Origin of the sequence: Mesorhizobium sp. UC74_2 (genome assembly GCF_042701485.1) — a bacterium.
Classification (GTDB): Bacteria; Pseudomonadota; Alphaproteobacteria; order Rhizobiales; family Rhizobiaceae; genus Mesorhizobium.
In genome coordinates this window covers 5,254,710-5,281,191 of sequence record NZ_CP170562.1, presented here as the reverse complement: position 1 = coordinate 5,281,191, position 26,482 = coordinate 5,254,710, and the positions used below count along the sequence as shown (strand labels likewise).

General features: G+C 64.1%; 24 protein-coding genes, 1 tRNA gene and 2 pseudogenes. 17 read left to right on the top strand and 10 right to left on the bottom strand.

The window, feature by feature from the left end; all coding sequences use genetic code 11:
- The first annotated feature begins 201 nt into the window (after positions 1-201).
- The 4 genes from ACFJIU_RS25695 (at position 202) to ACFJIU_RS25680 (ending at position 2,918) form a co-directional block, all read left to right on the top strand.
- Positions 202-591, top strand: coding sequence for a TIGR02300 family protein (locus tag ACFJIU_RS25695; RefSeq protein WP_379064738.1), 390 nt, complete (start codon positions 202-204; stop codon positions 589-591).
- A 175-nt stretch (positions 592-766) separates the two neighbouring features.
- Positions 767-842, top strand: a tRNA-Ala gene (locus ACFJIU_RS25690).
- Between the two features lie 275 nt (positions 843-1,117).
- A complete protein-coding gene (locus ACFJIU_RS25685; RefSeq protein ID WP_379064736.1) occupies positions 1,118-2,218 on the top strand; it encodes a hypothetical protein in 1,101 nt (366 codons plus the stop codon).
- Positions 2,219-2,300: 82 nt separating this feature from the next.
- Positions 2,301-2,918, top strand: a complete 618-nt coding sequence (locus ACFJIU_RS25680) for a nucleoside triphosphate hydrolase (protein WP_379064734.1) — start codon at positions 2,301-2,303, stop codon at positions 2,916-2,918.
- Between the two features lie 111 nt (positions 2,919-3,029).
- Here ACFJIU_RS25680 and ACFJIU_RS25675 read toward each other — a convergent pair whose 3' ends face one another.
- The 3 genes from ACFJIU_RS25675 to ACFJIU_RS25665 all read right to left on the bottom strand — a co-directional run bounded on the left by ACFJIU_RS25675 (position 3,030) and on the right by ACFJIU_RS25665 (position 5,392).
- On the bottom strand, positions 3,030-3,734 hold the full coding sequence (locus tag ACFJIU_RS25675; RefSeq protein WP_379064733.1) for a glutathione binding-like protein: 705 nt from the start codon (positions 3,732-3,734) through the stop codon (positions 3,030-3,032).
- Between the two features lie 184 nt (positions 3,735-3,918).
- On the bottom strand, positions 3,919-5,127 hold the full coding sequence (locus tag ACFJIU_RS25670; RefSeq protein WP_379064731.1) for a beta-ketoacyl-[acyl-carrier-protein] synthase family protein: 1,209 nt from the start codon (positions 5,125-5,127) through the stop codon (positions 3,919-3,921).
- A 10-nt stretch (positions 5,128-5,137) separates the two neighbouring features.
- Positions 5,138-5,392, bottom strand: coding sequence for an acyl carrier protein (locus ACFJIU_RS25665; RefSeq protein ID WP_326894184.1), 255 nt, complete (start codon positions 5,390-5,392; stop codon positions 5,138-5,140).
- A 266-nt stretch (positions 5,393-5,658) separates the two neighbouring features.
- On the opposite strand from ACFJIU_RS25665, the gene ACFJIU_RS25660 reads away from it, so the two are divergent.
- From ACFJIU_RS25660 to ACFJIU_RS25635, 6 genes and pseudogenes are all read left to right on the top strand, one after another.
- Positions 5,659-5,916 (top strand): DUF1272 domain-containing protein, encoded by a 258-nt coding sequence (locus ACFJIU_RS25660; protein WP_379064729.1) that lies wholly within the window; start codon positions 5,659-5,661, stop codon positions 5,914-5,916.
- Positions 5,917-5,999: 83 nt separating this feature from the next.
- A pseudogene (locus ACFJIU_RS25655) lies at positions 6,000-6,355 on the top strand (GFA family protein).
- Positions 6,356-6,378: 23 nt separating this feature from the next.
- On the top strand, positions 6,379-6,972 hold the full coding sequence (locus ACFJIU_RS25650) for a hypothetical protein (protein ID WP_379064727.1): 594 nt from the start codon (positions 6,379-6,381) through the stop codon (positions 6,970-6,972).
- Positions 6,973-7,029: 57 nt separating this feature from the next.
- On the top strand, positions 7,030-7,632 hold the full coding sequence (locus ACFJIU_RS25645; protein WP_379064725.1) for a glutathione S-transferase family protein: 603 nt from the start codon (positions 7,030-7,032) through the stop codon (positions 7,630-7,632).
- A gap of 41 nt (positions 7,633-7,673) precedes the next feature.
- Positions 7,674-8,114: a DUF3995 domain-containing protein gene (locus ACFJIU_RS25640; protein ID WP_379064723.1), complete on the top strand. Its 441-nt coding sequence runs from the start codon at positions 7,674-7,676 to the stop codon at positions 8,112-8,114.
- Between the two features lie 75 nt (positions 8,115-8,189).
- On the top strand, positions 8,190-8,957 hold the full coding sequence (locus tag ACFJIU_RS25635) for a class II aldolase and adducin N-terminal domain-containing protein (RefSeq protein WP_379064721.1): 768 nt from the start codon (positions 8,190-8,192) through the stop codon (positions 8,955-8,957).
- A gap of 30 nt (positions 8,958-8,987) precedes the next feature.
- Here ACFJIU_RS25635 and ACFJIU_RS25630 read toward each other — a convergent pair whose 3' ends face one another.
- The 3 genes and pseudogenes from ACFJIU_RS25630 to pncA form a co-directional block, all read right to left on the bottom strand.
- Entirely contained in the window at positions 8,988-9,620 is a 633-nt protein-coding gene (locus tag ACFJIU_RS25630; protein WP_379064719.1) for an HAD family hydrolase, read from the bottom strand.
- A gap of 73 nt (positions 9,621-9,693) precedes the next feature.
- Positions 9,694-11,090: pseudogene (locus tag ACFJIU_RS25625) on the bottom strand (sodium:proton antiporter).
- 94 nt (positions 11,091-11,184) lie between these two features.
- A complete protein-coding gene (gene pncA / locus ACFJIU_RS25620) occupies positions 11,185-11,784 on the bottom strand; it encodes a bifunctional nicotinamidase/pyrazinamidase (protein WP_379064717.1) in 600 nt (199 codons plus the stop codon).
- Between the two features lie 264 nt (positions 11,785-12,048).
- On the opposite strand from pncA, the gene ACFJIU_RS25615 reads away from it, so the two are divergent.
- From ACFJIU_RS25615 to ACFJIU_RS25590, 6 genes are read left to right on the top strand one after another with little or no spacing between them, the layout of a single operon-like run.
- Positions 12,049-12,906: an FAD binding domain-containing protein gene (locus ACFJIU_RS25615; RefSeq protein ID WP_379064715.1), complete on the top strand. Its 858-nt coding sequence runs from the start codon at positions 12,049-12,051 to the stop codon at positions 12,904-12,906.
- Entirely contained in the window at positions 12,903-15,683 is a 2,781-nt protein-coding gene (locus ACFJIU_RS25610; RefSeq protein ID WP_379064713.1) for a molybdopterin-dependent oxidoreductase, read from the top strand. The genes ACFJIU_RS25615 and ACFJIU_RS25610 overlap by 4 nt, the downstream gene beginning before the upstream one ends.
- Complete coding sequence (locus ACFJIU_RS25605; RefSeq protein ID WP_379064711.1) at positions 15,680-17,215, top strand: 6-hydroxynicotinate reductase; 1,536 nt, start codon at positions 15,680-15,682, stop codon at positions 17,213-17,215. The genes ACFJIU_RS25610 and ACFJIU_RS25605 overlap by 4 nt, the downstream gene beginning before the upstream one ends.
- A complete protein-coding gene (locus tag ACFJIU_RS25600) occupies positions 17,212-18,105 on the top strand; it encodes a UPF0280 family protein (protein ID WP_379064709.1) in 894 nt (297 codons plus the stop codon). Before ACFJIU_RS25605 ends, ACFJIU_RS25600 begins: the two co-directional genes overlap by 4 nt.
- Positions 18,098-18,682: an amino acid synthesis family protein gene (locus ACFJIU_RS25595; RefSeq protein ID WP_379064707.1), complete on the top strand. Its 585-nt coding sequence runs from the start codon at positions 18,098-18,100 to the stop codon at positions 18,680-18,682. The genes ACFJIU_RS25600 and ACFJIU_RS25595 overlap by 8 nt, the downstream gene beginning before the upstream one ends.
- A complete protein-coding gene (locus ACFJIU_RS25590) occupies positions 18,679-19,134 on the top strand; it encodes a MarR family winged helix-turn-helix transcriptional regulator (RefSeq protein ID WP_379064705.1) in 456 nt (151 codons plus the stop codon). The genes ACFJIU_RS25595 and ACFJIU_RS25590 overlap by 4 nt, the downstream gene beginning before the upstream one ends.
- A 27-nt stretch (positions 19,135-19,161) precedes the next feature.
- Here ACFJIU_RS25590 and ACFJIU_RS25585 read toward each other — a convergent pair whose 3' ends face one another.
- Genes ACFJIU_RS25585 through ACFJIU_RS25570 form a run of 4 tightly spaced genes read right to left on the bottom strand, consistent with a single transcriptional unit; the run spans position 19,162 to position 24,854 of the window.
- On the bottom strand, positions 19,162-19,632 hold the full coding sequence (locus ACFJIU_RS25585; RefSeq protein ID WP_379064703.1) for a hypothetical protein: 471 nt from the start codon (positions 19,630-19,632) through the stop codon (positions 19,162-19,164).
- Entirely contained in the window at positions 19,629-22,691 is a 3,063-nt protein-coding gene (locus tag ACFJIU_RS25580) for an efflux RND transporter permease subunit (protein ID WP_379064701.1), read from the bottom strand. Before ACFJIU_RS25580 ends, ACFJIU_RS25585 begins: the two co-directional genes overlap by 4 nt.
- Before the next feature lie 10 nt (positions 22,692-22,701).
- On the bottom strand, positions 22,702-23,766 hold the full coding sequence (locus ACFJIU_RS25575; RefSeq protein ID WP_379064699.1) for an efflux RND transporter periplasmic adaptor subunit: 1,065 nt from the start codon (positions 23,764-23,766) through the stop codon (positions 22,702-22,704).
- On the bottom strand, positions 23,763-24,854 hold the full coding sequence (locus tag ACFJIU_RS25570) for an efflux RND transporter periplasmic adaptor subunit (protein WP_379064697.1): 1,092 nt from the start codon (positions 24,852-24,854) through the stop codon (positions 23,763-23,765). The genes ACFJIU_RS25575 and ACFJIU_RS25570 overlap by 4 nt, the downstream gene beginning before the upstream one ends.
- A gap of 303 nt (positions 24,855-25,157) precedes the next feature.
- On the opposite strand from ACFJIU_RS25570, the gene ACFJIU_RS25565 reads away from it, so the two are divergent.
- A complete protein-coding gene (locus ACFJIU_RS25565; protein ID WP_379064695.1) occupies positions 25,158-26,432 on the top strand; it encodes a 4-aminobutyrate--2-oxoglutarate transaminase in 1,275 nt (424 codons plus the stop codon).
- Positions 26,433-26,482 lie beyond the last annotated feature (50 nt).

Sequence of the window (26,482 nt, the reverse complement as noted above, 5' to 3'; positions counted from 1 at the left end):
CGGATGTCCTGGATTTGTCGGGCCGAGCCTGGCTCAAGGCCTTGGGGTGGTCATTTTTGCAGGGAAGTTCCTAACACGCCCGTTTCGTGCCGTCATCCCGAAAAAGGCGGCAAAACGGCTCATGTGAAGGCAGTGGCATTAGGCTTTGACAGCGCCGCAAACTGCGATTAAGGGGACCAATCTTTTTGTACGAGGCTTGCCGTGGCAAAACCCGAACTTGGCACAAAACGCGTTGACCCCGAAACGGGCCGCAAATTCTATGATCTGAACAAGGATCCGATCGTCTCTCCCTATACGGGCAAGAGCTATCCCCTTTCCTATTTCCAGGACAGCAAGGCTGCCGTGCTCGAAGAAGAGGACGAGGCTGAGGACAAGGAAGTCGAAAACGAGGACGAAGGCGCCGAGATCGTATCGCTCGAGGATGCCGACGATGAGGCGAAGGGCGGCGACGACCTGCCTGACATGGGCGACGACGATGACGACGTCGACCTGGGCGACGATGACGACGACACCTTCCTTGAAGACGAGGAAGAAGAAGACGACGACGTTTCCGACATGATCGGCGTCGGCGACGACGACGACGACGTCTGATATTTCGGCGGACGCAGAGCGTCCGCCAGCTTTCGAGCCGGCTTTGCGAAAAAAGCTGTTTCGAAAGACTTGCTATTGCGGCAAGGCGGCGCTAGAAGCCGCCCTGCACTGACCGGCGGGGTCCCAACCTTGCCGGAATATCCCGCCGGAAACGGCGGCCGGCAGAAGCCGGAGTGGGGCCATAGCTCAGTTGGGAGAGCGCTTGAATGGCATTCAAGAGGTCGTCGGTTCGATTCCGATTGGCTCCACCATTTTTTCAGATATCACGGCGGTTCGTTTCGCTCATGCCTCCGACGGGGCAGGCAAAAGCCAGGCTGCAGTCGCGGCCTTGTTCCGGTTCCAGGTTCTCCTCTCACCTCCCCCAAATTTTCTCCACAACGGATCGAGCGGCGCCAGTCCTGTTTGTCCTGAACGTGGCTGCCAGATTCCCTGAAGTGTCTGAAAAGCGGTTGCCATAGCCCGACCGCATCTTGCGCGTCACCCGGCCGTCACGCTTTGCTGGCGACACGCGAATCGGAGGCAGGCGATGGATACGGTCACCTTCAAGGCCAGGGGCATTTCGGTTTCGGTCGACACCGCGGTCGGCCATATCGCGGACCTCACCATCGAGGCGGACGGGCGCCTGCTCAAGCCGCTGCACCGGGCGCCTTGGATCGATGAGCCGCAGGAGGCGCTGCCCCAAGGTTTGCCCGACGGCGTCACACGGCTTTCCGGCGATTTCCTCTGTGCGCCGTTTTCGCGCAGCAACATCGAGGAGGCGCCGCTGCATGGCTGGCCCGCAAACAGCCCATGGGATTTGATCGACAGTTCGGCGACGGCGGACGGCTGGCGAGCAACGTTCCGTCTCCAGCGCGCCGTGATGGGTGCCACCGTCGAGAAGATCCTCACGCTTCGCGACGGTCATCCGTTCCTGTATCAGGAGCATGCCTTCATCGGTGGCGACGGCGCGATTTCCGTTGCGCATCACCCCATGACGGCGATGCGCGAAGGCGGACATCTTGCTTTTTCACCGAAGCGTGTCGCCGTGACGGATGGCGATCCGCTGGAGCCCGATCCGGCACGTGGCAGCTACCTGCTCGCCTATCCGGCCCGCAGCGAGGACCTGCGCCATTTTCCCGGCAAGGATGGCGCGACCGTCGACCTCACCGATTACCGCATGGACAGGCGCCATGAGGACTTCGTCACGCTGGTCGAGGCGGAGCACGGTGGCCCCGGCTGGACAGCGGTTACGCGCACCGCGGAAAAGGATGTCGTGCTGATCCTGAAGAATCCGGCCGAACTGCCGATCACCATGCTGTGGATCTCGAATGGCGGGCGCGATTACGCACCCTGGAACGGCCGTCATCGCGGTGTGCTCGGCGTCGAGGACGGCCGTACCGCGGTCGGCCATGCCGCTTCGCTGGGCGACAACTGGCTGAAGCGGGAAGGGGTGACGACGGCCTTCGAGCTCGGTCCGGACCGGCGCGTTGCCTTCCGCCATGTCATCGGTGCCGTTCCGGCGGCAACGGGGAAGGCGGTGCACGATGTTTCCGCCGCCACGGGCCAGTTGCGGGTTACGACCACTGCCGGCGCCGTGCTGGATGTCCCTTATGATGCGCAATTCCTGCGCATCGACAGCAGCGGCTGAGCCGGACATCCTCCCACCACGGGAGATTTGAAAGTTTCGCGGATGGCCGGCAAGATGCCGCCACTGGAGCAGGGAACGGCCTATGTCCGAGATTGCCACCATTGCCGCCGCCATCTTCAAGCGTGCGGCCAAGGCGAAACGCTTCGTTGTTGCCATTGCCGGTCCCCCCGGGGCCGGCAAGTCGACGCTCTCCGCGGCCCTGCACGACGTGTTGCCGGATGGAACGGCGGAAGTGGTGCCGATGGACGGGTTCCACTATGACGACATCATCCTCGACAGGCGTGGTCTGCGCGCCCGCAAGGGCGCACCGGAAACCTTTGACTTCGCGGGTTTCGAGGTGCTGCTGAAGCGCATACGCGCGGTCGAGCCGGACATCGCCATCCCGGTCTTCGACCGCAGCATCGAACTGTCGCGAGCGGCGGCTGGCGTTGTCAGCAGCGACACCCGCTTCATCCTGGTGGAAGGCAATTACCTGCTTCTGGACGAAGAGCCCTGGTCTCGACTGGCGCCGCTGTTCGACTTTACCATCTTTGTCGAGGTGACCCGCGGCGAGCTCGAGCGGCGGCTGTGCCAGCGCTGGCATGAGCATGGCCGCAGCGACGAGGACGCCATCGCCTGGATCGCGTCCAACGATATGCCCAACATCGAACGCGTGCTGGCCCGCCGCCGGTCGGCGGACCTGGTCATCCGGCAGGGCTGACCGCCGGCCGCGCCTCCAGAGCGTTTCCGTTTTTCACGGAAACGCTTATTTGTTTTAGTCAATTCGGGGCCGGAAAACCGCTGCGCACTTTCCCGGGATTGCCCTGGAGCGTCAGGGCTTGGCCGGGATGTTGAGGCCGCGCTGGACGGCAGGCCGAGCCAGGCCACGCTCCAGCCAGGCCGCGACATTGCTGAAATCGGCGAAGCCGACCAGTTCGCCGGCTTCATAAAAGCCGATGAGGTTGCGCACCCAGCCCAGCAGCGAAATATCGGCAATGGTGTAGTCGTCGCCCATGATCCATTTGCGACCTTCGAGGCGCTTCTCAAGCACGCCAAGCAGGCGACGCGATTCGTTGCGGTAACGCTCGAGCGGGCGCTTGTCCGAAATCTCGCGGCCGGCGAATTTGTGGAAGAAACCGAGCTGGCCGAACATCGGGCCGACGGATGCCATCTGGAAGAACACCCACTGGATGGTTTCGTAGCGCAGCGCCGCATCGTCCGGCAGCAGCTTGCCGGTCTTCTCGGCCAGATAAATCAGGATGGCACCGGATTCGAACAGCGGCAGCGGCTTGCCGTCCGGGCCATTGGGATCGATGATCGCGGGAATCTTGCCGTTCGGGTTGAGCGACAGGAATTCGGGAGTCCAGCTCTCATCCTGGCCGATATTCACGTAATGCGGCTCGTAAGACAGGCCGATCTCTTCCAGCATGATCGACACCTTCACGCCATTGGGCGTTGCCGTCGAATAAAGCTGCAGACGGTCAGGGTGTTGTGCAGGCCAGCGCGCATTGATCGGGAAGGCGGAAAGATCGGTCATTGTTGCCTCGGGGAAAGTGCGGCGCGAACGCCCCGCCTGGGTGGGTGTGCAAAAATTAGACCTGCCTGCGCCGCATTCAAGAGGCGCCAGAGCATTTCAGTGAAATCCGCAACCGTTTTGCGTTCGGAATTGTATGAAAACAAGGAGCTGGAGCATCCCCGCGGAAAACGGAAACGCTCCAGGATCAAACCGCCTTGAACGCCAGCACGGCGTTGGTGCCGCCAAAGGCGAAGGCGTTGCTCAGCGCCGCGCGAACAGGGCGTTCCTTCGCAACATTCGGCGTGATGTCGAGATCGCAGTCCGGATCCGCTTCGCGATAGTTGGCTGTCGGCGGCACGATACCGTCACGGATGGCCATGACGCAGGCGATCATCTCCAGCGCTCCGGATGCACCCAGCGCATGGCCGTGCATCGACTTGGTCGACGATACGGAGAGCTTGTAGGCGTGATCGCCGAAGGCGCGCTTGATCGCGGCGGTCTCGATCTGGTCGTTGGCCTTGGTGCCTGTGCCGTGTGCGTTGAGATAATCGACGTCTTCCGGATTGAAACCAGCATCGGCGAGACAGAAGCGCATGGCCGCCTCGGGGCCCTCGACCGTCGGCGCGACGATATCCGACGCATCCGCCGAAATGCCGACGCCGGCGATCTCGCCGAGGATGGTCGCGCCCCGCGCCATGGCATGTTCATAGCTTTCCAGCACGGCCATGCCGGCGCCTTCGCCCATCACCAGCCCTTGCCGGTCAGCGGAGAACGGACGGCATGTGTCTGGGGAAAGGACACGCAAGGCTTCCCAGGCCTTCATGATACCCCACACCAGCGGAGCATCCGCGCCTCCGGCCAGCATGACGTCCGCCCTGCCGAGCCGGATCTGATCGACGGCCGAGGCAATGGCATGGTTGGCGGAAGCGCAGGCCGAGGTGACACCGAAGACGGGACCGCGCAGGCCGAATTGCATGCTGATCTGGCCAGCTGCCGCACCCGGCATGACCTTGGGCACGGAAAAGATATCGGCTCTGCTTCGGCCATTCAGCAGCAGCGCTCGGTAATTTTCCTCGACCGTTTCCCAGCCGCAGACGCCGACGCCGACGGTTGCGCCGATGCGATAGGTGTTCTCGGCACCGACGGTGAGGCCAGACTGCTGCATGGCTTCGCTGGCGGCGATGATCGCAAGAAGGCTGAAGCGGTCGAGCGTGACCAGCCGCTTGCGCTCCAGGCCATGTTCCGGAAGCGTCCTGATCTCGCTGCCGACCTGCACCTTCAGCTGATGCAGATCCGCGCCGACCACCTGCCCGATCGCCGGGCGGCCTGCCTTCATCTCGTTCCAGATGGAGATGGCATCGGAGCCAAGCCCGCAGATGCCGCCGATACCGGTAATAACGACGCGTGTACGCATGGAGCCTCGGTCAGGCTTTCTTCGCAATCAGCGCGCGAACGGCCTCAACCATGTCACCGACATTCTTGAGGTTGCTCCAGGCATCGACCGTGTTCATCTCGATTTCGATGTTATAGGCTTCCTCGAGATCGAAGATGATTTCGGTAAGCTCGAGCGAATGGATGCCGAGTGCCGTCAGCTCGGTATTGGTCGTGATCTCCTCGCCACCAGGCTCGGCATGAGCCTTGATCTTAGCGATGATCTCGTTTGCCAATTCGTCAGCCATTCGAAGTCCTTCCCCCAAATCCGCATTTCGTGCCTGGGAGGCGTCTCGACGCCCCTGTTCTCGTTGCTCCTGACGGATGCATGACGCGTAGAGCCGCCCGTTGTGGCGGCATCAAGGCCGCCTCCTCTATAGGAACCGAAACCCGGCGAGGCAACAACCGTTATGGACAAAGCTGCTCGATACTTAACTTGCGGGATCGCTAACTTTCCACGACAAAGGGGAAAGACTGGCTTCAGTCGCCGATATCCGACGAATGGGAGAACGAAATGCTCGAACTGCGCCCCGGATGCGAATGCTGCGACAAGAATCTGCCGCCCGATGCCACCGACGCGATGATCTGCACCTTCGAATGCACCTTCTGCGCGGATTGCGTCGAGTCGGTGCTGAGGGGTGTCTGCCCGAACTGCGGCGGCAATTTCTCGGCGCGGCCGATCCGGCCTGCGGCACTCCTGCAGAAATACCCGGCATCGACCAGGCGCGTGTTCAAAGCCGAAGGCTGTGCGCCGCGCGCCGACGCCGCCTGAGCAGATTCGGCATAAGCGCTCCACGGTTTGCGAAGAAGCTGCGACTGACGAAACCAAGGACGGACAAACGCGAGGGATTTCACATGGCGATGAAGACGTACCATGGCAGCTGTCACTGCGGCGCCGTGACATATGAGGCGACAGTCGACCTCGACCACACGGTATCCTGCAACTGTTCACGCTGCGGCAGGTTGGGCAGTATCCTGACTTTCGCCCCTGCAGAAATTTCACCCTGCTTTCGGGTGAGGATGTGCTGACCGATTACCTCTTCAACAAGCATGTCATCCATCATCTGTTCTGCCGGGTCTGCGGCATCGAATCCTTCGCCCGCGGAACCAAGCCAGACGGTACGGCATCGGTTGCCATCAATGCACGCTGCCTCGAAGGGGTCGAACCCGACGCACTGACGCCGCAGAAGTTCAACGGGCGCGACCGTTGACGCGCTGCAGAGGGTGAACCGTGATGGAGCAGCCTTTATCCCAGGCGCATGACGTTTTCCCACATCTGCGCATCGTCATGGGCATGGTGATCGGTCTCGGCGTGACGCGGCTTTTGTCCGGGGTTGCCCGTATCATCCAGCATCCCAAGGCCTACAAGCTCTATCCGGTGCATCTGGCCTGGGTCGCCTCGCTGCTGCTGACGCTGGTGCATTTCTGGTGGTGGCAGTTCGGCCTCTTTGAAGTCGCCAATTGGACCTTCGGCAAATATCTCTTCATCATCAGCTATTCGGTGACGCTCTATCTGCTGTGCGCCTTTCTGTTTCCCGATTCGATGCAGGATTACAAAAGTTACGAGGATTACTTCTTTGCGCGCCGGAACTGGTTTTTCGGCCTGCTGGCGGCGACCTACCTGCTCGATGTCGTCGACACTCTGCTGAAGGGCGAGGCGCATTTCGCGCGGTTCGGCCACGAATACCTGATCCGCACGCCGCTGTTCGTCATCCTTTGCGGTATCGCCATCTATACGACGAGCCGGCGCTTCCACATCGCTTTCATCATCTTCACAATGATCTATCAGGCCTGGTGGATCCTGCGGCTCTTCGACACCATCGTTTGAGCCTGCTTGGGTAGATGATCACGATGGTCTAGAAACGCGATGCACGGAGGTAGCGGCATGTACAAGGCTGTCGGATCGCGCGGATCGCGGGTTTCCCGCGTGACGTGGATGCTTGAAGAGCTTGGCGAACCCTATGAGTTCGTTCCGGTGAAACTGCGCTCGTCGGAGGCCTATGCGCTGAACCCGTCTGGCAAGGTGCCGATCCTGGTCGACGACGGTCTGACCGTTACCGACTCCGCAGCGATCTGTGTCTATCTGGCCGACAAGCATGCAGACAAGGGCATGGGCGCCAATGCGGGCGTAGCCGGACGCGCCGAGATGGATTCCTGGATGCATTTCGCGCAGTCGGAGTTCGAGGCGCCGCTGTGGAACAAGCTGCGCCACCGCTTCATCCTGCCAAGCGAGGTACGTGTCGATGTCGGACCGGCCGCGGCGTATGATTTTGCCTCGGAGGTGAAGGCGCTGGACCGTCGCCTGGGTGAAAAACAATTCGCGCTGGGCGATCGGTTTTCAGCAGTCGACGTGCTGCTGGGCGACATGGGCGCCTGGGCGCGCGCCGGCAAGTTCCCGATCGCGTCCGACAGCGTCAACGCCTACATGGATCGCGTGCTGGGGCGGCCGGCCCGGACGCGGTCGCAAGCCGTTTGCGGCCCGCAATAGCCAGCCGGCTCAGTTCATCGCCCCATTCGAGCACACTGTTCATGATCGTCCTTGCCTTCGCGCTTTCCGCAATCCTGCTCGTGATCACCTCGCTGCACGTCTATTGGGGTATCGGCGGTATCTGGCCCGGCCATGATGCCGCCTCCTGCGCCCGGGCTGTCGTCGGAACGCGCGGCGTCACCGAGATGCCTTCGACCTTCGCCTGTTTCGCCGTTGCGGCCTGCCTGGTTCTGGCGACCCTGTGGCCGCTGGCGCTCATGGGCGTTTTCGCGACGCCGTTTCCGCAGCAGGGCCTTGCTGCCACATCGGTGATGATCGCGCTGGTTTTCCTTGGTCGTGGTGTGCTCGGCTTCACGCCGTGGTGGCGACATCAGACGCCGGAGCAGCCGTTCGCGCGGCTTGACCGGAGCTTCTATTCGCCGCTCTGCCTGCTGATCGGTGCCGGCTTCGTGCTCCTGGGAGTCTCGCAGTTCCCGACGTAAAATCTGGATCAGCCGTTTCCGGTTGCCGTGACGTCAGGCGCGCGTCATGCTCCTCTTGAAATCGAGGAGAAGACCATGACCCTGGCACGCCTGCAGAAGGAACCGCTGAGCAACCTGCCTTTCTACGACGAGCGGGTCGATCTCGCCTGCGCCTTCCGTTGGACCGCGCGCCTCAACATGCACGAAGCGGTGGCCAATCATTTCTCATTGGCAGTGAACGAGGACGGCACGCGCTTCCTGATGAACCCGAACCAGGTGCACTTCTCGCGCGTCAAGGCGAGCGACCTCATCCTGATCGACGCCAACGACCCGGAGACCCTGAAGGGCCCCAATGCGCCGGATCCGACCGCCTGGGGCCTGCATGGCGCCATCCATCGCAATGTCGCGCACGCACGCTGCGTCATGCATGTGCATTCGATCCATGCCACCGTGCTGGCATCGCTGGCCGACTCCACCTTGCCGCCGATCGACCAGAATTCGGCTGCCTTCTTCAATCGCACCGTCGTCGACGGGCACTATGGCGGGCTTGCCTTCGAGGAGGAGGGCGAGCGCTGTTCGCAGCTGCTGGCCAATCCCAGGCACAAGGTGATGATCATGGGCAATCACGGCGTGCTGGTCATCGGCGACAGCGTGGCGGACGCCTTCAACCGCATGTTCTATTTCGAGCGCGCGGCCGAAACCTACATCAAGGCTCTGTGGACCGGCCGGCCGCTGCGCGTGCTCTCGGACGAGATCGCCGAAAAGACGGCATCGGAGATGGACGACTATCCCGGCCAGGCGGAACGGCATCTGGCCGAGTTGAAGGCGATCCTCGACGAGCAGGAACCCGTCTATCGCAGCTGACGGATACGTCCCGGCTCTGCCGGGATCGTTCTAAAGCCCGAGTTCGGCGCGCAGTTCGTCCGCGGTGTCGATGACGACCGCGCCGTCAGGGCCTGGCATCGGCCTCTCCGGCCAGAAGATCGTCTTCATGCCGGCGGCCAGGCCGGACATCGCACCCGTGACACTGTCGTCGATCGCGACCGCCTCGCCGGGGTCGACACCGAACAGCCAGGCCGCGCGCAGGAATGGCTCGGGATGCGGTTTGCCTTCACGCACGTCATTGCGGCTCACCGTCTTCATGCCGGCATGCGAAAGACCGACCGCGCCGAGATTGGCGTCGACGATCAGCCGGTCGGAATTCGAAACCACTGCCTGAGGCACGCCGAGCGCCCGCAGCTCCTGATAGATTTCGATTGCGCCCGGTCGCGGCTGCAGGCCGGCGACATTGGCCATATAATAATCATACTTAAGCGCGATCCATTCATCGAACGGCAGCGTCAGGCCGAATTCATCGCGCATCATGTCGTAGACGAAAGCGGCGGTCTTGCCGAGCACACGCTCATGCAGATCGGCAGGCGCCTCAAGGCCGACGCTGCGCATGGCCGAGACCAGGGCGGCATCGTGCAGCGGCTCGCTGTCGACGAGCGTTCCATCCATGTCCCAGAAAACGGCTTTTGGCGTCATCGGTTATCCTTTCGCCGTTCTTTCTATAGGTTTGAGGCGACGTGACAATGTCGCCCAGTGCGCTCTAAGGCCTTCACCGGAAGAAGACAAATCCGGCGATGAGGAAAGTCGGGATCAGCACTGCCCCCGACCATAACATATAGCCGAAGAATCCCGGCATCCTGACGCCTTGATGACGCGCAATGGCATAGACCATGAAATTGGGTGCGTTGCCGATATAGGTGTTGGCTCCCATGAAGACGGCACCCGCCGAGATCGCGGCGAGCGTCGTCGCGAGCTCCGTCATCAGGTGGCGCGCGTTGCCGCCGGCCAGTTCGAAGAAGACGAGATAGGTCGGCGCATTGTCGAGGAACGAGGACAGCGCACCGGTCAACCAGAAATAGGCGAGATCGTTGGGCGTTCCGTCAGCCGCCGTCACCAGGGCAACCAGGGGCGCCAGGGCGCCATCCGTGCCGGCCTTCAGGATCGCGATCACCGGCACGATGCAGATGAAGATCGCGGCAAAGAGTTTTGCCACCTCGGCGATCGGGCCCCGGCAAAGCCATTTGCCTTGCGGTATTCGCTGCGCGACACCGCCAGCGAGACGAAGGCGAGCGCCAGGATGATCGCGTCGCGCACCAGATTCTGCAATTCCAGCTTCACGCCGAACACAGGGATCTCGATGCCGGGCTTCCATGACGCCGAGATGAGGATCGCGGCGATCACACCCACAAGCAGCGGCAGGTTCGGCAGGCCACGCAGGCGCACCCTGGAATCCGGCGTCGGGTCCTTGATCTTCGGCTGGCCGGCCTCGCGCCGGTGCAGCACGAAGTCCAGCACCAGGAATGCAGCCAGCACCAGGGCGGTGACGAACAGCGTTTCGCGCCACAGGTTCGCCGTCGTCCAGAAGAAGTCGACGCCGCGCAGGAAGCCGACGAACAGTGGCGGGTCGCCGAGCGGCGTCAGCGAACCACCGATGTTGGACACCAGGAAGATGAAGAAGACGACGACGTGCGCATTGAACGGCCGGTTGTCGTTGGCGCGGATGACGGGCCGGATCATGATCATCGAGGCGCCGGTGGTGCCGACCACCGAGGCAAGGATCGCTCCGAGCAGCAGCAGGCCGGCATTCGTCCACGGCGTGCCGTGGATGTTGCCGGCAACGAGAATGCCGCCCGCGATGGTGAACAGGGCGAACAGCAGGATGATGAACGACATGTATTCGGTGAGCAGCGCGTGCAGGACGGCGCCGAGAGAAAGGTCGACCCCGAAAGCCAGCGCCAGCGGGCCGACAACCAGCGCGGCCCAGCCTGCCGCGATCTTGCCGTAGTGGTGTTCCCAGAGGTGTGGAAACAGCAGCGGGCCGCTGGCGATCGACAGCAGCAGCCCGGCAAAGGGCAGTGCCCACCAGAGCGGCATGGTCGCGCCGGGCAATCCCTCCGAAGCGAAAGCGGGAACCGCGCTCCCGCAAAGCAACGCAATGGCCGTCAGAAATTTCCTGAAATGCACTCTGCCCCTCAAATGCCCAAAGCGTGATCCCGGAAAGCCGGAGCCGGTTCTCGGAAAGGACCACGCCCCAACATACTTAAGCCAGCACCACGCCGGCGTCGCGCATACGGCCCAGCATCGCGTCGAGCGAGCCATTCAGATCGATGCCCCGGCAGGCATCCAGACGCACCGTCGTCGCGAAACCCTGGCGGATGGCGTCGAGTGCCGAAAAAGCTACGCAGAAATCCGTTGCCAGACCGACCAGTGTGATGGCGCCGATGCCGCGCTCACGCAGGTAGCCGGCAAGGCCGGTCGGCGTCGTGTGATCGTTTTCGAAGAATGCCGAATAGCTGTCGATCCCTGGGCGAAAGCCTTTGCGGATGATCAATTCGGCTTTGCTCCAGGCAAGCCCGGAATGGAAATCGGAGCCGAGGCTGCCCTGGATGCAGTGATCCGGCCACAGGGTCTGCGGGCCATAGGGCATCTCGATCAGCTCGAAAGGCTGCTTGCCTGGATGGCTCGATGCAAAGCTGGAATGACCGGCCGGATGCCAGTCCTGCGTCATCACCACGTGCTCGGCGTTGCGGATCAGGTCGTTGACCAGCGGCACGATCTCGTCGCCGCCGGTCACGGCAAGCGCGCCGCCCGGGCAGAAATCGTTCTGCAAATCGACAACGATCAGTGCTTCGTCGGCCATCGCGTTCCCTTTCGGCTTACTGGAGACGGTCGCCTCGGGTGTGTTGAGGACACATCCTGGACGACCGGGGGGAGAACCTCAATCAGATGGTCGCCCGCGTCAACCTTCTAAAGCGCGAGACTGCCGAAGTCGGCCCGGAAACGCCGTCCGCTTTGACAAAGCCGGTGCGACTGATATCATTTGCATACGAATGAATTTGCCGGCGATGCACCGGTTGATCGTCAGGGGAGAAAACCTCCTTCGGGAGGAACCGGGAAGGCAGGCGTGATCCGTTACGCGAAACCCGCCACACTCGACGAAGCGCTCACGCTGCTCGACGAAACATCGTGGCGCGTGCTTGCCGGCGGCACCGACTTCTACCCCGCCCAGGGCAGCCGGCCCATTCGCGAGAACATCCTCGACATAAACGGCATCGGCACGCTGCGCGGCGTTGTCGAGGAAGATACACACTGGTCGATCGGCGCCCGCACGACCTGGACGGACATCATCCGCCAGCCTCTGCCTTCCGCCTTCGACGGGCTGAAACAGGCCGCGCGCGAAGTCGGCTCGCCGCAGATCCAGAATGTCGCGTCGGTTGCCGGCAATCTCTGCAACGCGTCGCCCGCCGCGGACGGCGTACCCGCGCTGCTGGTGCTGGATGCCGAGGTGGAACTGCGCTCGACCGGCGGGACCCGCTATCTGCCGCTTGCCGATTTCATCCTTGGCAATCGCCGCACCGCGCGCAGGCCGGATGAGCTGGTGACCGCTGTCCGTGTGCCCAGGGCCAGTGCGGCCGGGAGTTCGGCTTTCGTAAAGCTCGGCGCACGGCGGTATCTGGTGATCTCGATTGCCATGGCGGCGATCCGGCTGACCGTCGAAGACAGGATCATCCGGCATGCGGCAATCGCCGTCGGCGCCTGCTCTGCTGTCGCCACACGCCTGCCCCATCTCGAACAGGCGCTTGTCGGCCAGAGGCTCGATGGTCCGCTCGGCGACATCGTCGAGACCGCGGCGATGCCGCAACTTGTGCCGATCGACGACGTGCGTGGCTCTGCGGCTTACCGCCTGGATGCCGCCCGTGAAATCGTTGCCCGCGCTGTCCAGGCAGCGACCCGCCGACCGCCCGCGGAGGTTGCGGCATGAACATGCCGCGCGGAGAGATGAGCTTCCAGGTCAATGCCGCCCGGGCCTCCGTCACGGTCTCGCCTGTCAGCCGGCTTTCATCGGTCCTGCGCGACGAACTGCAGCTCACCGGAACCAAGGTTGGCTGCGATGCCGGGGATTGCGGGGCCTGCACCGTGCTTGTCGATGGCGAGCCGGTCTGCGCCTGCCTGACGCCGGTCGCATCCGTCGATGGAGCCAGTGTCACAACCGTCGAAGGACTGGCCAATGGCCGGCTGTCCATGCTGCAAGCGTCGTTTCTCAAACACGGTGCCGCGCAATGCGGCATCTGCACGCCAGGCCTCCTGGTGACCGCGACCGCGCTGCTGGAGAACAACCCGCATCCCTGCGAAGCGGAGGTGCGCGACGCTTTGGGCGGAATCCTCTGCCGCTGCACCGGCTATCGCAAGATCATTGCCGCGGTGCTGGATGTCGCCGGCAGCGATCCGGCCGGGCAGCACGGCGGCATTGATCTCGATTTGCGGCTGCCGGTCGCGGGCAAGGCGGTGGGATCCTCGCCGGTGCGGCTGGATGGCGTGCCGAAGGTCACAGGCGCCGAGAAGTTCGGTGCCGACTCTTTCCCTGAAGATGCCCTGGCCGTTCTGGTCGTGCGCTCGCCGCATCATCACGCTCGGTTTGCGTTCGGCGATCTCGCAGCCTGGCAGGCAGCGCATCCCGGCGTCGCCGGTGTATTCACGGCAGCCGACATTCCGGGCCGGAACCTGTTCGGCGTCATTCCGACCTTTGCCGACCAGCCCGCGCTGGCGGACGGTATTGTCCGTTTTCGCGGAGAAGCGGTGGCTCTGGTTGCCGCCGAGCGGGTTGTCGCCGCTGATCTCGATCTCACGGATTTCCCGGTTACGTGGGTGCAGTCGCGGCATCTGCTCTCGGCAGACGAAGCCCAGGCCGGAGATGTCCCCGCCATCCACCCGGATCGTGCCGGCAATCTGCTGACGAAAGGCTTCGTGGAGCGCGGTGAGCCAGACAAGGTTCTGGCGGCAGCCTTCGCCACCGCCTCGGCAACGATCGAGACGTCTTATGTCGAACATGCCTATATCGAGCCGGAAGCGGGCTACGCCTGGATGGATGGCGACACGCTGGTCGTCGTTGCCTGCACGCAGGCGCCCTACATGGACCGTGACGATACCGCGCGTGTTCTCGGGCTCGCCCCGGACAAGGTGCGTATCGTGCCGACGGCGACCGGCGGCGGGTTCGGCGCCAAGCTCGACATCTCCGTGCAGCCGTTGATCGGTCTGGTCGCCTTGAAGACCGGTCGTCCGGCCGCGCTTGCCTTCTCCCGCACGGAATCGATGATGGCGACGACCAAGCGCCACCCCGCTGCCATGCGGGCCACGGTTGGCGTGGCGGCCGACGGCAGGGTGTGCGCCATGCGGTTCGAAGGCGACTTCAACACCGGTGCCTATGCCAGCTGGGGGCCGACGGTGGCCAACCGCGTGCCGGTGCATGCCTCGGGTCCTTATGCGACACCGCATTACCGCGCCGAAGGCCGCGCCATCCATACCAACGGTCCGATCTCCGGCGCGTTCCGCGGTTTTGGCGTGCCGCAGGCAACGATCATGCAGGAGGCGCTGTACGATCAGCTGGCCGACAGGCTCGGCATCGATCGTCTGGAATTCCGGCTGAAGAATTGCCTGCGAAACGGCTCGGAAACGGTGACCGGCCAGAAGCTTGAAGCCGGCGTCGGCATCGGCGCCTGTCTCGAGGCACTCGCGACACATTGGACCCGCGCTCTGGCCGAGGCGGACAGCTTCAACGCCGGCGAGGAAGCGGCAAGGCACGCGTTGCGGCGCGGGGTCGGCATTGCGTCCTGCTGGTATGGCTGCGGCAACACTTCACTGCCCAATCCCTCGACGATCAAGCTGGGCATCGCGCCGACGGGCGAAGTCGTTCTCCATCAGGGCGCGGTCGATATCGGCCAGGGCTCCAACACGGTCATTGCCCAGATCTGTGCCGACGCGCTCGGCATTCCGCTGGAAGCGCTGAAATTGAAGGGCGCTGATACCGCGATTTCTCCGGACGCGGGCAAGACGTCGGCGTCGCGCCAGACCTTCGTCACCGGCAAGGCCGCCGAAAAGGCAGGGCGCGCCTTGCGCGAGCACGTCCTGCGCTATGCCAATGTCTCCGGTGCGGCCACGCTCTCGTTCGGAAGCGGCCTGCTGTTTATCCACGAGGGCGATGCCACGCGCTGCATCGATCTCGCCGCGCTGGCGGCGGACGATGACGGCTTCGTCTTCCGTGCCGAGGAGACCTATGATCCGCCGACTTCAGCGCTCGACGCCAAGGGGCAGGGCAAGCCCTATGCCGTCTATGGTTACGGCGCGCAGCTCGCCGAACTCGAAGTCGACATGCGCCTCGGCACGGTGCGGCTGATCAAGATCACGGCAGCGCACGATGTCGGCAAGGCGATCAACCCGATCTTGGCCGAAGGACAGATCGAAGGCGGCATCGCCCAGGGCATCGGCATGGCGCTGATGGAAGAATACATCCCCGGTCGCACCGAAAACCTGCACGATTATCTCATCCCGACCATCGGCGACGTGCCTCCGATCGAGACGATCCTGGTCGAGGTGCCGGACCCCGAGGGACCTTTCGGCGCCAAGGGGCTCGGCGAACATTCGCTGATTCCGACGGCACCGGCCATCCTCAACGCCATCCGCCATGCCACCGGCGTGATGATGGCGAAAGTGCCGGCGACGCCGTCACGGATCCTGTCGGCAATCAGGGAGGTGGGCCGATGAGCGAACTCGCCGAACGTTTCGACACGCGCGATCCCGGCGAAAAACAGCTTGCCGAGAAGATCCGCTGCGATGCCTGCCCGGTCATGTGCTACATCGCCGAAGGCCGCACCGGTGCCTGTGATCGTTATGGCAACCGCGCAGGCCGCGTCGTGCGGCTCGATCCGCTGACCATTCTCGACCATGCCGCCGAGACCGGCCAGGCCGTGGTGCCTTTCGTCGCCGAGGGGGAGACGTGGTCCGGCGAATTGGTCAACACAGGCCGGCGTTTCGTGACCGCGATCGGCGCCGGCACCACCTATCCGGACTACAAGCCAGCGCCCTTCATCGTCAGCCAGGACGTGGAAGGGGTGGATCTCGTCACCGTGGTGACCGAGGGCATCTTCTCCTATTGCGGCGTCAAGGTGAAGATCGACACCGACCGGCATATCGGCGACGAGACGGCGACCGTGCGCGCCGGCGGCGAGGCCATCGGCCATGTCACCACCGGCGAATATGGCTCGCAGATGTTGTCACTGGGCGGCGTCCATCACCTCACCGGCGGCTCCAAGGCGGAAGGGCGTGCCACCTGCGACGCCTTGCTGGCACTGTGCAACCAGCAGCCGGTCGAGCTTGCCATCGACGGTGGCGCCACCGTCGTCGTGCAGGCCGGCAAGGCGCCGGTGATCGACGGCAAGCTGGAACATCGCATGCGGGTGGGCTGCGGTTCGGCCACCATCGGCATGTTCGCCGCGCAATGGCGCGGGCTTGTCGATGAAGTCGTCGTGGTGGACGATCACATAACCGGCGTGGTTTCCGAACATCAGGCCGGCAAGGTGCTCGGCTGGCCGGACACCGGCATTCGCATCATCGGTCGCCGCTCCACGCCGGGCCGCTATTTCAAGGTCTCGGAACCCGGCCTTGGCTGGGGCGGTACCGCCATCGATGATCCGCTGTCGATCCTCGGTCCCTGGAATGCCGGCAAAGGCGCCCGGCCCGGCCTGTCGCTGCTGATGGTTTCCACCACCGGTGAGCAGTTTGCCTATTACGAACTGGATGAAGCGCTGAAGCCGGTCGAAAAGCCGTTCCCCGAACGGTTGCACAAATCGGTGTCGCTCATCGAGGAGAATTGCGAGCCGGCATTGTGCACGGTGCTGTTCATCGGTGGTGCCGGCGGCAGCCTCAGGGCAGGCGTGACGGAGAACCCGGTCAACCTCACGCGCTCCGTGCAGCGGCTGGAGACCTACGTCACCGTCGGCGGCGCGCCGGTCTATGTCTGGCCGGGCGGCGGCATCACCTTGATGGTCGATGTCAGCCGGGTGCCGCAGGGTGCGTTCGGCTATGTGCCGACACCGGCGCTGGTGGCGCCGATCGAGTTCACCTTGCGGCGTGACGACTATCTCAGGCTGGGCGGCTACGAAGCCGAAATCCGCAGCCTTGCCGATATCTTTTCGCGCGGGGGCGAATATCTCAATCCTCGCAGCAGCACCGGAGCACCCGAAACGAACCCTTGGCCACCCCTGGCGCAGCTCAGGCGTAACGGAGCTGATCTGTGAACGGGCCTCAGGCACATTGGCTGGCCGATCGCAGGAGGCTACATCTGAATCACGGGCCGATCGATCTGGTCGTCGAGGCCTTCGGCGAGGCCGTTGAAATGCGCGCGGCCTACGAACAGGCGGTGGCGCGTTTCCAGAGCATCCTGCCGGAACTGGTCGAGGAACTGTCGGCGTTGCGCCAACCCGCCTCTGGCGCCCGTCGTACCTTCGCGGGGCCGACCGCGCGACGTATGGAAGCCGCCGTCTCGCCGTTGGCGGAGCGCTTCATAACTCCGATGGCGGCTGTAGCGGGCTCTGTCGCCGATGAAGTGCTGGCCGCAATGGCTTCAGGACGAAAACTGGATCGTGCCTACGTCAACAATGGCGGCGACAGCGCACTGCACCTGGCCCCTGGCCAGTCGATGAAACTGGCGATTGCCGGAACCGGATACGGCTTCGCGGATCGGATTCTCGTGCGCGCCGAAGACGGTGTGCGCGGTGTTGCCACCAGCGGCTGGCGTGGCCGATCGTTTTCGCTCGGCATTGCCGATGCAGTGACCGTGCTTGCCGACTGCGGAGCGGCGGCCGATGCTGCCGCCACACTGATCGCCAACGCCGTCGACCTGCCTGGCCATTCTGCCGTCAAACGGCAACCGGCATTCGAACTTGCCCCCGACAGCGATCTCGGTGCGCGGCTTGTGACGGTCGGGGTTGCAATGGTATCGCCCCGGGAAACCGCGCAAGCGCTGGAGGCCGGCCTGATCGTCGCCGAGGAGTATCGGCGGCGCGGGCTGATCGCCGCGGCAGCATTGTTTCTCAACGGGGCCACCGCTCTCGCCGGGAGTTTTCCCGATCCTCGCAGCGGCCGCCTGCGCCCATCCGACAAAACCAAGGATCTCGTCCATGCCTGAATTCCCCATTCGCAAGATCGCGGTGCTCACCGAGGAAATCGTCCATGATGGCGGGCCGGCGGTGAATGTACCGCGCCGCCGCGCAGCGGCGATGGCGGTGGTCAGGAACCCTTTCGCCGGGCGCTATGTGGAAGACCTGCAAAGCGCGATGGAGGACCTGAAGCCGCTCGGTCTGGTCCTGACGGACCGGCTGATCGCAGCGCTCGGCGGCGACGCCCATGTCATCGACGGCTACGGCAAGGGCGCCATCGTCGGCAGTGCCGGCGAGCTTGAGCATGGCGCCCTCTGGCATGTGCCGGGCGGCTACGCGATGCGCGAACGGCTTGGCGAGGCCAAGGCGATCGTGCCGTCAGCCAAGAAGGTCGGCGGTTTCGGCGCACGTCTCGACGTGCCGATCGGCCATATCAATGCTTCCTACGTGCGCTCGCATTTCGATGCCATGGAAGTCGGCATCGCCGATGGTCCGCGGTCCGATGAAATCCTTTTCTGCCTGGTGATGACCTGCGGTCCGCGCATCCACAACCGCATGGGCGGGCTGGAGGCCAGGGACATCAAGACCTGGGACGGCCAGCGATGACAGCGGCCAAGGCATCTCTGGCACTGGTCGGCGTTGAGTCCGACGACAGCTATCGCCTGCAGGAACAGATCGGGTTCGTGCTGCGCAAGGCGCACCAGCGCCATGTCGCGATTTTCGCCAGCCGCATTGCCGATCTGACGCCGCCGCAATTCGCCGCGCTGGCAAGGCTCCATGAAGTGGGCGAGGCCTCCCAGAACCAGCTTGGCCAGATGATCGCCATGGATGCCGCCACGGTGAAGGGGGTCATCGACCGCCTGAAATCACGGGGTTATGTGTCGGTCCAGAAACACGACACCGACAAGCGGCTTCTTCTGGTGTCGCTCTCGGCAGCGGGGCGCAACGCCGTAGAAGAGCTCATTCCCCTGGCCAGGACGATTACCGAGGAGACGCTGGCGCCGCTGACGGCGAAAGAAGCCGCGCAGTTCCTGCGCCTGCTCGGCAAACTTGCCTGACGCGCTCGCGCGGAGAGCCTTGGTCGCTCATTCACGTTCCGGCGAGAACTGACGCTTTGAAGCAGTGATCATTGCAGTCGCCCGCCTTTGAACGTCAGGCGGCTCGAATTCCATTCTCGTCTGGTCCAGCGCGTGGCACATGGCAGGGGTGAAAGGCATCCAGCCCTGCAGGCTGTCGAGCAGCTCGTTGCTCATCATGTTCTCGAGCGGGCCAACGCCCAGCTGTCCAAGCGCCTTGTCGTGGTCGGGTCGCCGGGCTTGCTTGATGATGGCGAGAGTTCGTTTCAACACGACGGCGCTCTCAGCCGGCGAATAATTATTCGTCGTCCACCACCATTCTTCCGGATCGGCCAGATATTGCTGCACATAGGCTGCCGCGGTCAGCGGCAACAACCCCAGCGAGACGGTATCCGGCACCCACGACAGATCGGATGCGATTTCCCCCGGCGTAAAATCACCGACCTGCAGTTTGCGCCGCTTGTCGTAGTCTCCGGTCATGGGGAAAGCGGCTGTTCCTTCGTCGGCTCCTTCAACCGGAACCATGCCACGTAGAGCGCCGGCAGGAACAGCAGGGTGATCGCCGTGCCGGCGATGATGCCGCCCATCATCGCATAGGCCATCGGTCCCCAGAACACTTCGCGCGCGATCGGAATCAGCGCCAGCGACGCGGCGGCGGCAGTGAGTGCGATCGGTCGCATGCGATGCTCGCTTGCCTCGATCACCGCCAGCCAGCGGTCCTTGCCTTCCCTGACCAGGTCTTCGATCTGCACGATCAGGATCACCGAGTTGCGGATCAGGATGCCGATCAGCGCCAGCACGCCGAGCAGGGCCACAAAGCCCATCGGCGAGTTGGAGGACACCAGTGCCACGACCACGCCGATCAGGCCGAGCGGCGCCACTGCCACGACCAGGAACAGGCGCTGGAAACTCTGCAGCTGGATCATCAGGATGGTCGCCATGACGAACAGCATCAGGGGCACCACCGCGGCGATCGGCCCCTGGCTCTTGGCGCTTTCCTCGACGGAACCGCCGGTGACGACGTTGTAGCCGGCCGGCAGCTCGGCGATGAAGGCATTGACCGTCGGCTTCAGTTCGTTGACGACCGTATCCGGCAATGCGCCGCCGACCAGCCCGGCCCGCACCGTCAGCGTCGGGATGCGGCTGCGCCGCCAGATTGTCGGCTGTTCCAGCGTGTAGTCGAAATTGGCCACTGCCGCGAGCGGGATGGATTCGCCGCTGCCGGTCGGCAACTGCATGTTCTTAAGCGTTTCCAGCGAGCTGCGCTCGGCCTCGCGCGAACGCACCACGACATTGACCAGATAGGTCGAGTCGCGCACCTGGGTGATGGTGACGCCGCCGACCACGCTGTTCAGCGCCGAGGCGATGTCCTGCGAGGTGATGCCGAGCTGGCGCGCCTTGTCCTGCAGCACATCCACCTTCAGCACGCGCTCAGGCTCGTTCCAGTCGAAATTGGGCGCGGCGAGCTTGGGATTGACCGAGATGCGGCCGGCGAGATCCTGCGCCAGGCTGCGCACCACCTGCACGTCCGGGCCGCTGACGCGGTACTGCACCGGCCGGCCGACCGGCGGCCCGAGCTCCAGCGTCTTGACGAAGGTGTCGGTGCCGACGAAATCCTCACGCAGCATCTTGTCGATCGCCGCATGCACGCGGTTGCGTTCCTCGACACCCTTGGTGACGATGACGGTCTGCCCGTAATACGGGTTGGATGGCTGCACGTCATAGGCGAGCACGAAACGCACCGCGCTCTGGCCGACATAGGAACTCCAATGGTCGACGTCCTTGTTGCCGACCAGCGCCATCTTCTCGAAACGCTCCATCTGCGCGCGCGTCTCGGCGATCGAGCTGTTCTGCGGCAGGTTCCAGTCGACGATCAGCTCCGGCCGGTCGGATGCCGGGAAGAATTGCTGTTGCACCAGGGTCATGCCGGCGAGCGAGGCCAGGAAAAGCAGGACCGTGGCGATGATGGTCAGCCAGCGGCGGCGCACCGACCACAGCAGGACACGCTGGAAGAGCGTGGTGAAACGGCCTGGCTTGTCATCGTGCTTCTTCATCGTCGCAGGCAGGAATGTGACGCCGAGCAGCGGTGCGAACAGCACCGCGACGATCCATGAGATCAGGAGCGATACAGCGATGACCACGAACAGCGTGAAGGTGTATTCGCCTGCGGCACTCGAATTGAGGCCGATCGGGATGAAGCCGGCCACCGTCACCAGCGTACCCGTGAGCATCGGGAAGGCGGTGGAGGTATAGACATAGGTCGCCGCCTTGTTGAGCGGATCGCCCGCCTCCAGGCGGGCCACCATCATCTCCACCGCGATCATCGCATCGTCGACCAGAAGGCCGAGGGCGATGATCAGCGCTCCCAGTGAAACGCGCTGCAGCGAGATGTCGAGATAGGTCATGACCAGGAAGGTGATGGCCAGCACCAGCGGGATCGACAGCGAGACCACGAAGCCGGCGCGCACGCCCAGGCTGACGAAGGAGACGGCGAGCACGATGGCGACCGCCTCGAACAGCGCCCGCGTGAAGCCCGAAACCGCTTCCTCGACGATCAGCGGCTGGTCGGCGACCAGATGCACGCCGACGCCGATCGGCAGCTCGCCTTTCACCTCTTCCATCTTGTGTTCGAGCGCCTTGCCGAAATCCAGCAGATTGGCGTTCGGCTTCATGCCCACGGCGAGCCCGATCGCATCCTCGCCGTTGAAGCGGAACAGCGAGGCCGGCGGGTCGGTGTAGCCGCGCGTGATCGTGGCGACATCGCTGAGGCGGAAGAAGCGGTTGTTTACCCTTAGATTGATGGCGCGCAGGCTTTCCTCGGAGCTGAACTGGCCGGTGACGCGCACGCTGACCTGTTCCGGACCGGACTGGATGACACCGGAAGGTGCAATCGCATTCTGCGCCTGCAGTGATGCGATGATCTGCTGCTGGTTGAGGCCGAGTGCGGCGATCTGCCGGGTCGAGAATTCGAGATAGATGACCTCGTCGCGCGCGCCGATCAGTTCCACCTTGCCGGCATTCGGGACCGTGAGTACTTCCGCGCGCACGTTCTCGACATAGTCGCGCAGCTGGCGCGGCGACAGCCCGTCGGAGGTGAAGGCATAGATGTTGCCGAACACGTCGCCGAAACGATCGTTGTAGAAAGGTCCGAGCACGCCTTGCGGGAATTGCGGCTTGATGTCCTCGATCATGTTGCGGACCTGCAGCCAGGTCGGCACCACGTCACGCGCCTTGGTGTTGTCCTTGAGATTGACGAAGACGATGGTGCGCCCGGCGGTGGTGACCGAGCGGGTGAAGTCCAGCTTGTCGAGTTCCTCGAGCTTCTTCTCGATGCGGTCGGTAACCTGCTTGGCCTGCTCATCCACCGAGGCGCCCGGCCAGTTGGCCTGGATCAGCATCGTCTTGATGGTGAAGGAGGGATCTTCCTCGCGGCCGAGATTGATGTAGGCGAAGACGCCGGCCACGATGAAGACCAGCATGAAATACCAGACCAGCGAGCGGTGCTCGAGTGCCCAGTCGGACAGGTTGAAACGCTTCACGTGTCCGCTCCTACTGCAGCTTGATCTTCTGGCCGGGCGTCAGGCTGTGGACGCCGGCGGTTACCACGCGCGTTCCGGCGGCCAGGCCGTCCGCCACCGTGAAGGTGCCTCCGGTGCGGGCGGTCACCTGGATATCCTGCGGAGCGACGCTTGCCGTCTTCTCGTCGACGATCCAGACCTGGGTCCTGCCGTCCTTCTCCAGCAGTGCCGATAACGGCAGCTCGATCGCTGGCTTGATGGTCGACGCGCGGGTCACCGTGACGGTCGAGCCCAGCCGGAACGCATCCGGCGGATCGATCAAGGAAAGCCTGACACGACGGCTGCGGGTGGAATCGTCGGACTGCGGCGCCAGTTCGCGCAGCTTGCCCTGCGTCCTGATCGACGGCAGGGACTGCAGCGCAACCTCGAAGGGTGCGTCGGCGACAAGGTCGCCGGTCAGCCAGTCCGGAATGTCGACGACCGCCTCGCGGGTGTCGGCACGGGCCACGGTGACCACCATCTGCCCGGGCGAAACGGTCTGGCCGACCTCGGCGCCGACCGCCGTCACGACCCCGTCGAAATCCGAGAAAAGCCGGGCGTAACCCAGCTGTTCCTCTGATTTGGCCAGCGAGGCGCGGGCGCGTTCGACATTGGCGTTGGCCGCCTGCTGCGCCTGTTTGGCGGCGTCGTAGACAGCCTGCGAGGCGTTCTTCGAAGCGAGCAACTGTCGCATGCGCTCTTCGCTGGCATTGGCATTGGCGGCTTGCGCCTCCGCATTGGAGAGTTCGGCCTTGGCCGCCTGCACGGCAAGGTCGAGCGCGGTCGGGTCGAGCGCGGCGAGCGTCGCGCCCTTGGCGACGGTGTCGCCGACATCGACGTCGCGGGCGACGACGCGGCCGAGCAGCCGGAAGGAAAGGCCTGCGCTGTAGCGCGGCTCGATGGTGCCGGCGAAGCCGAAGCTCTCGGCCGCGCGGGGTTGCACCACGACCGACAGCACCGGTCGCGGCGTCTCCGCCGTCTTGTCATCCTTCTCCTGCGAGCAGGCGGAAAGCAGCGCTGCAACAGGCAGAACTGTCAGGATCAGCATGTACCTCATTGCGCCGCCTCCGTGGTCTCGACAACCAGGCCGGGGCTCAACAACTGGCCGCCTGCCGTGACGACGGTCTGGCCTGCCTTCAATCCATCGCCTATGGCGACGGTGGCGGTGCCATAGGCAAGCACGGTCACGGGGGCGATGGCGACCGCCTTGCTGGCGGGATCGACCACCCAGACCGCCGGCTTGCCGTCACTTGAGGTCAGCGCCTGCCAGGGCAGCGTCACCGCCTGGCCGTGCATGCCGCTGACGCTGCCGACGACCGCCGCGCCAAGCGGCATCGCGGATGGGGTCTCGGGGATGGCGACCTTGACGCGCACCGAACTGGAAGCCGGGTCCACCACAGGCGAGATTTCGCGCACGACACCCTGCGCCGTGATCTTGGGGTTCGCCAGCAATGCGACGGTGACGGGTGGCGGCCCGCTGCCATGCACGCCGGCCACCAGCGTCTCCTGAACGTTGAAGACCGCGTCACGGTCGCCGTCCTCGGCGACGACGAAGACGGTCTGCGCCGCCTGCACGACCTGGCCTGCCTCGACCGTGCGGGCCGTAACGATGCCCGGCGCACCGGCGCGCAGTTCGGTGAATGACTGGTTTTCCCTGGCGTTGGCGAGCGCGCTCCGTGCCGCTTCGACGCTGCCCTGCGCCACCTTCAGCGCCTGGTCGGCCTGATCGTAGTCGCGCCGTGTCGTATAGCCCTGCCCAAGCAGCGTCTTCTGGCGGTCGAAGGCGGCCGACGTCTGCGTCAGCTGTGCCTGCGCCGCATCCAGGTTCGCCTGCGCCGTCCTCAGATCCGATTCCTGCTCCTGCGGGTCGATGCGGGCCAGCACCTGGCCTGTGTCGACGTGGTCTCCGACCTCGACCAGCCGTTCCGCAACCCGGCCGCCGACCCGGAAGGAGAGGTTGTTCAGCGTGCGCGCGGCGATCACACCGGTGAGCGACACCGTGTCGGCATAGTCCGAAATCGCGGCTTTCTGCGTGGCGACCAGAACGGGGAGCTTTTCAGCCTTCCGGGCCTCCTGCCGCTGGCAGCCGGAAACAAGCGCCACGGTTGCCGCCGCGGCAAGGAGCATGCAGGCCGTGCGCGGCATGGACGGTTGCAGGCAAGCTGCGGTTCTCAACGCGACTGGTCGTCGTCTCGCCATGGAACACCTCCGCGCCGGGCGCGCCTCAACGCGAGGAGCGCTACCGGGAGGCAGGATACCTTGCGGTCCGGAATTTGAAATAGGTCATTGATTCCGTACCGCTGACGCGGCGGAATCCGGAGAAAGGCGACTTGCGCAGGCCCAATGGCTTGATCCAGGCTGCCGGCTTGAGTTGCATCGAAAATAAAGCCAGAAGGCTAGCGAAGGCCGCAAGACACAGGGCAACGAAGCCCCAAGGAGAGAAGCACGATGAGCAACGCGACCATTTCCGCCCGCAAGAATGCCGCCATCTCACGCGGCGTCGGCATGACGACACAGATCTATGCCGAACGCGCCGAAAATTCCGAGATCTGGGACGTCGAGGGCCGCCGTTACATCGACTTCGCCTCCGGCATCGCCGTGGTCAACACCGGCCACCGCCACCCCAAGGTGATCGAGGCGGTCAAGGCGCAGCTCGACCGTTTCACCCACACCTGCCACCAGGTCGTGCCTTATGAGAACTATGTGCGTCTGGCCGAGCGCCTGAACGGACTGCTGCCGGGCAAGTTCGACAAGAAGACCATCTTCGCGACCACCGGTGCCGAGGCGGTCGAGAATGCCGTCAAGATCGCGCGCCACGCCACCGGCCGCCAGGCGGTCGTCGCCTTCACCGGTGCTTTCCATGGCCGCACCTTCATGGGCATGGCGCTGACCGGCAAGGTCCAGCCCTACAAGGCCGGCTTCGGCGCGATGCCGGGTGACGTTTTCCACGTGCCGTTCCCGGTCGCGCTGCACGGCGTGACCACGGCGGATTCGCTGGCCGCGCTCGACAAGCTGTTCAAGGCTGATGTCGACCCGGCCCGCGTCGCCGCCATCATCGTCGAACCGGTGCAGGGCGAGGGCGGCTTCTACGAAGCGCCGCGCGATTTCGTCGCGGCGCTGCGCAAGATCTGCGACCAGCACGGCATCCTGCTGATTGCCGACGAAGTGCAGACCGGCTTCGCCCGTACCGGCAAGATGTTCGCGATGGAACATCATGACGTTGCGCCGGACCTCACCACCATGGCCAAGAGCCTTGCCGGCGGCTTCCCGCTCTCCGCCGTCACCGGCCGCGCCGAACTGATGGACTCGCCGAACCCCGGCGGTCTCGGCGGCACCTATGCCGGCAACCCGCTCGGCGTCGCCGCCGCCAATGCGGTGCTCGACGTGATCGAGGAAGAAAAGCTCAACGACCGCGCCAATTTGCTCGGCTCCCGGCTCAAGCAGCGGCTGGAAGCCCTGCGCGACGACGTGCCCGAGATCGTCGACATCCGCGGCCCCGGCTTCATGAATGCGGTCGAGTTCAACGACGCCAAGACCAAGCTGCCGTCGGCCGAGTTCGCCAACAATGTCCGGCTGAAGGCCCTGGACAAGGGCCTGATCCTGCTCACCTGCGGCGTCTACGGCAACGTCATCCGTTTCTTGGCGCCGATCACCGTCCAGGACAATGTCATGACCGAGGCGCTTGATATCCTGGAGACTTCGATCCGTGAAGTAAGGGCTTAAGCTCTATCTGCAGCTCTGAATGGAAAGGCCGGCGCACTAGAGCGCCGGCT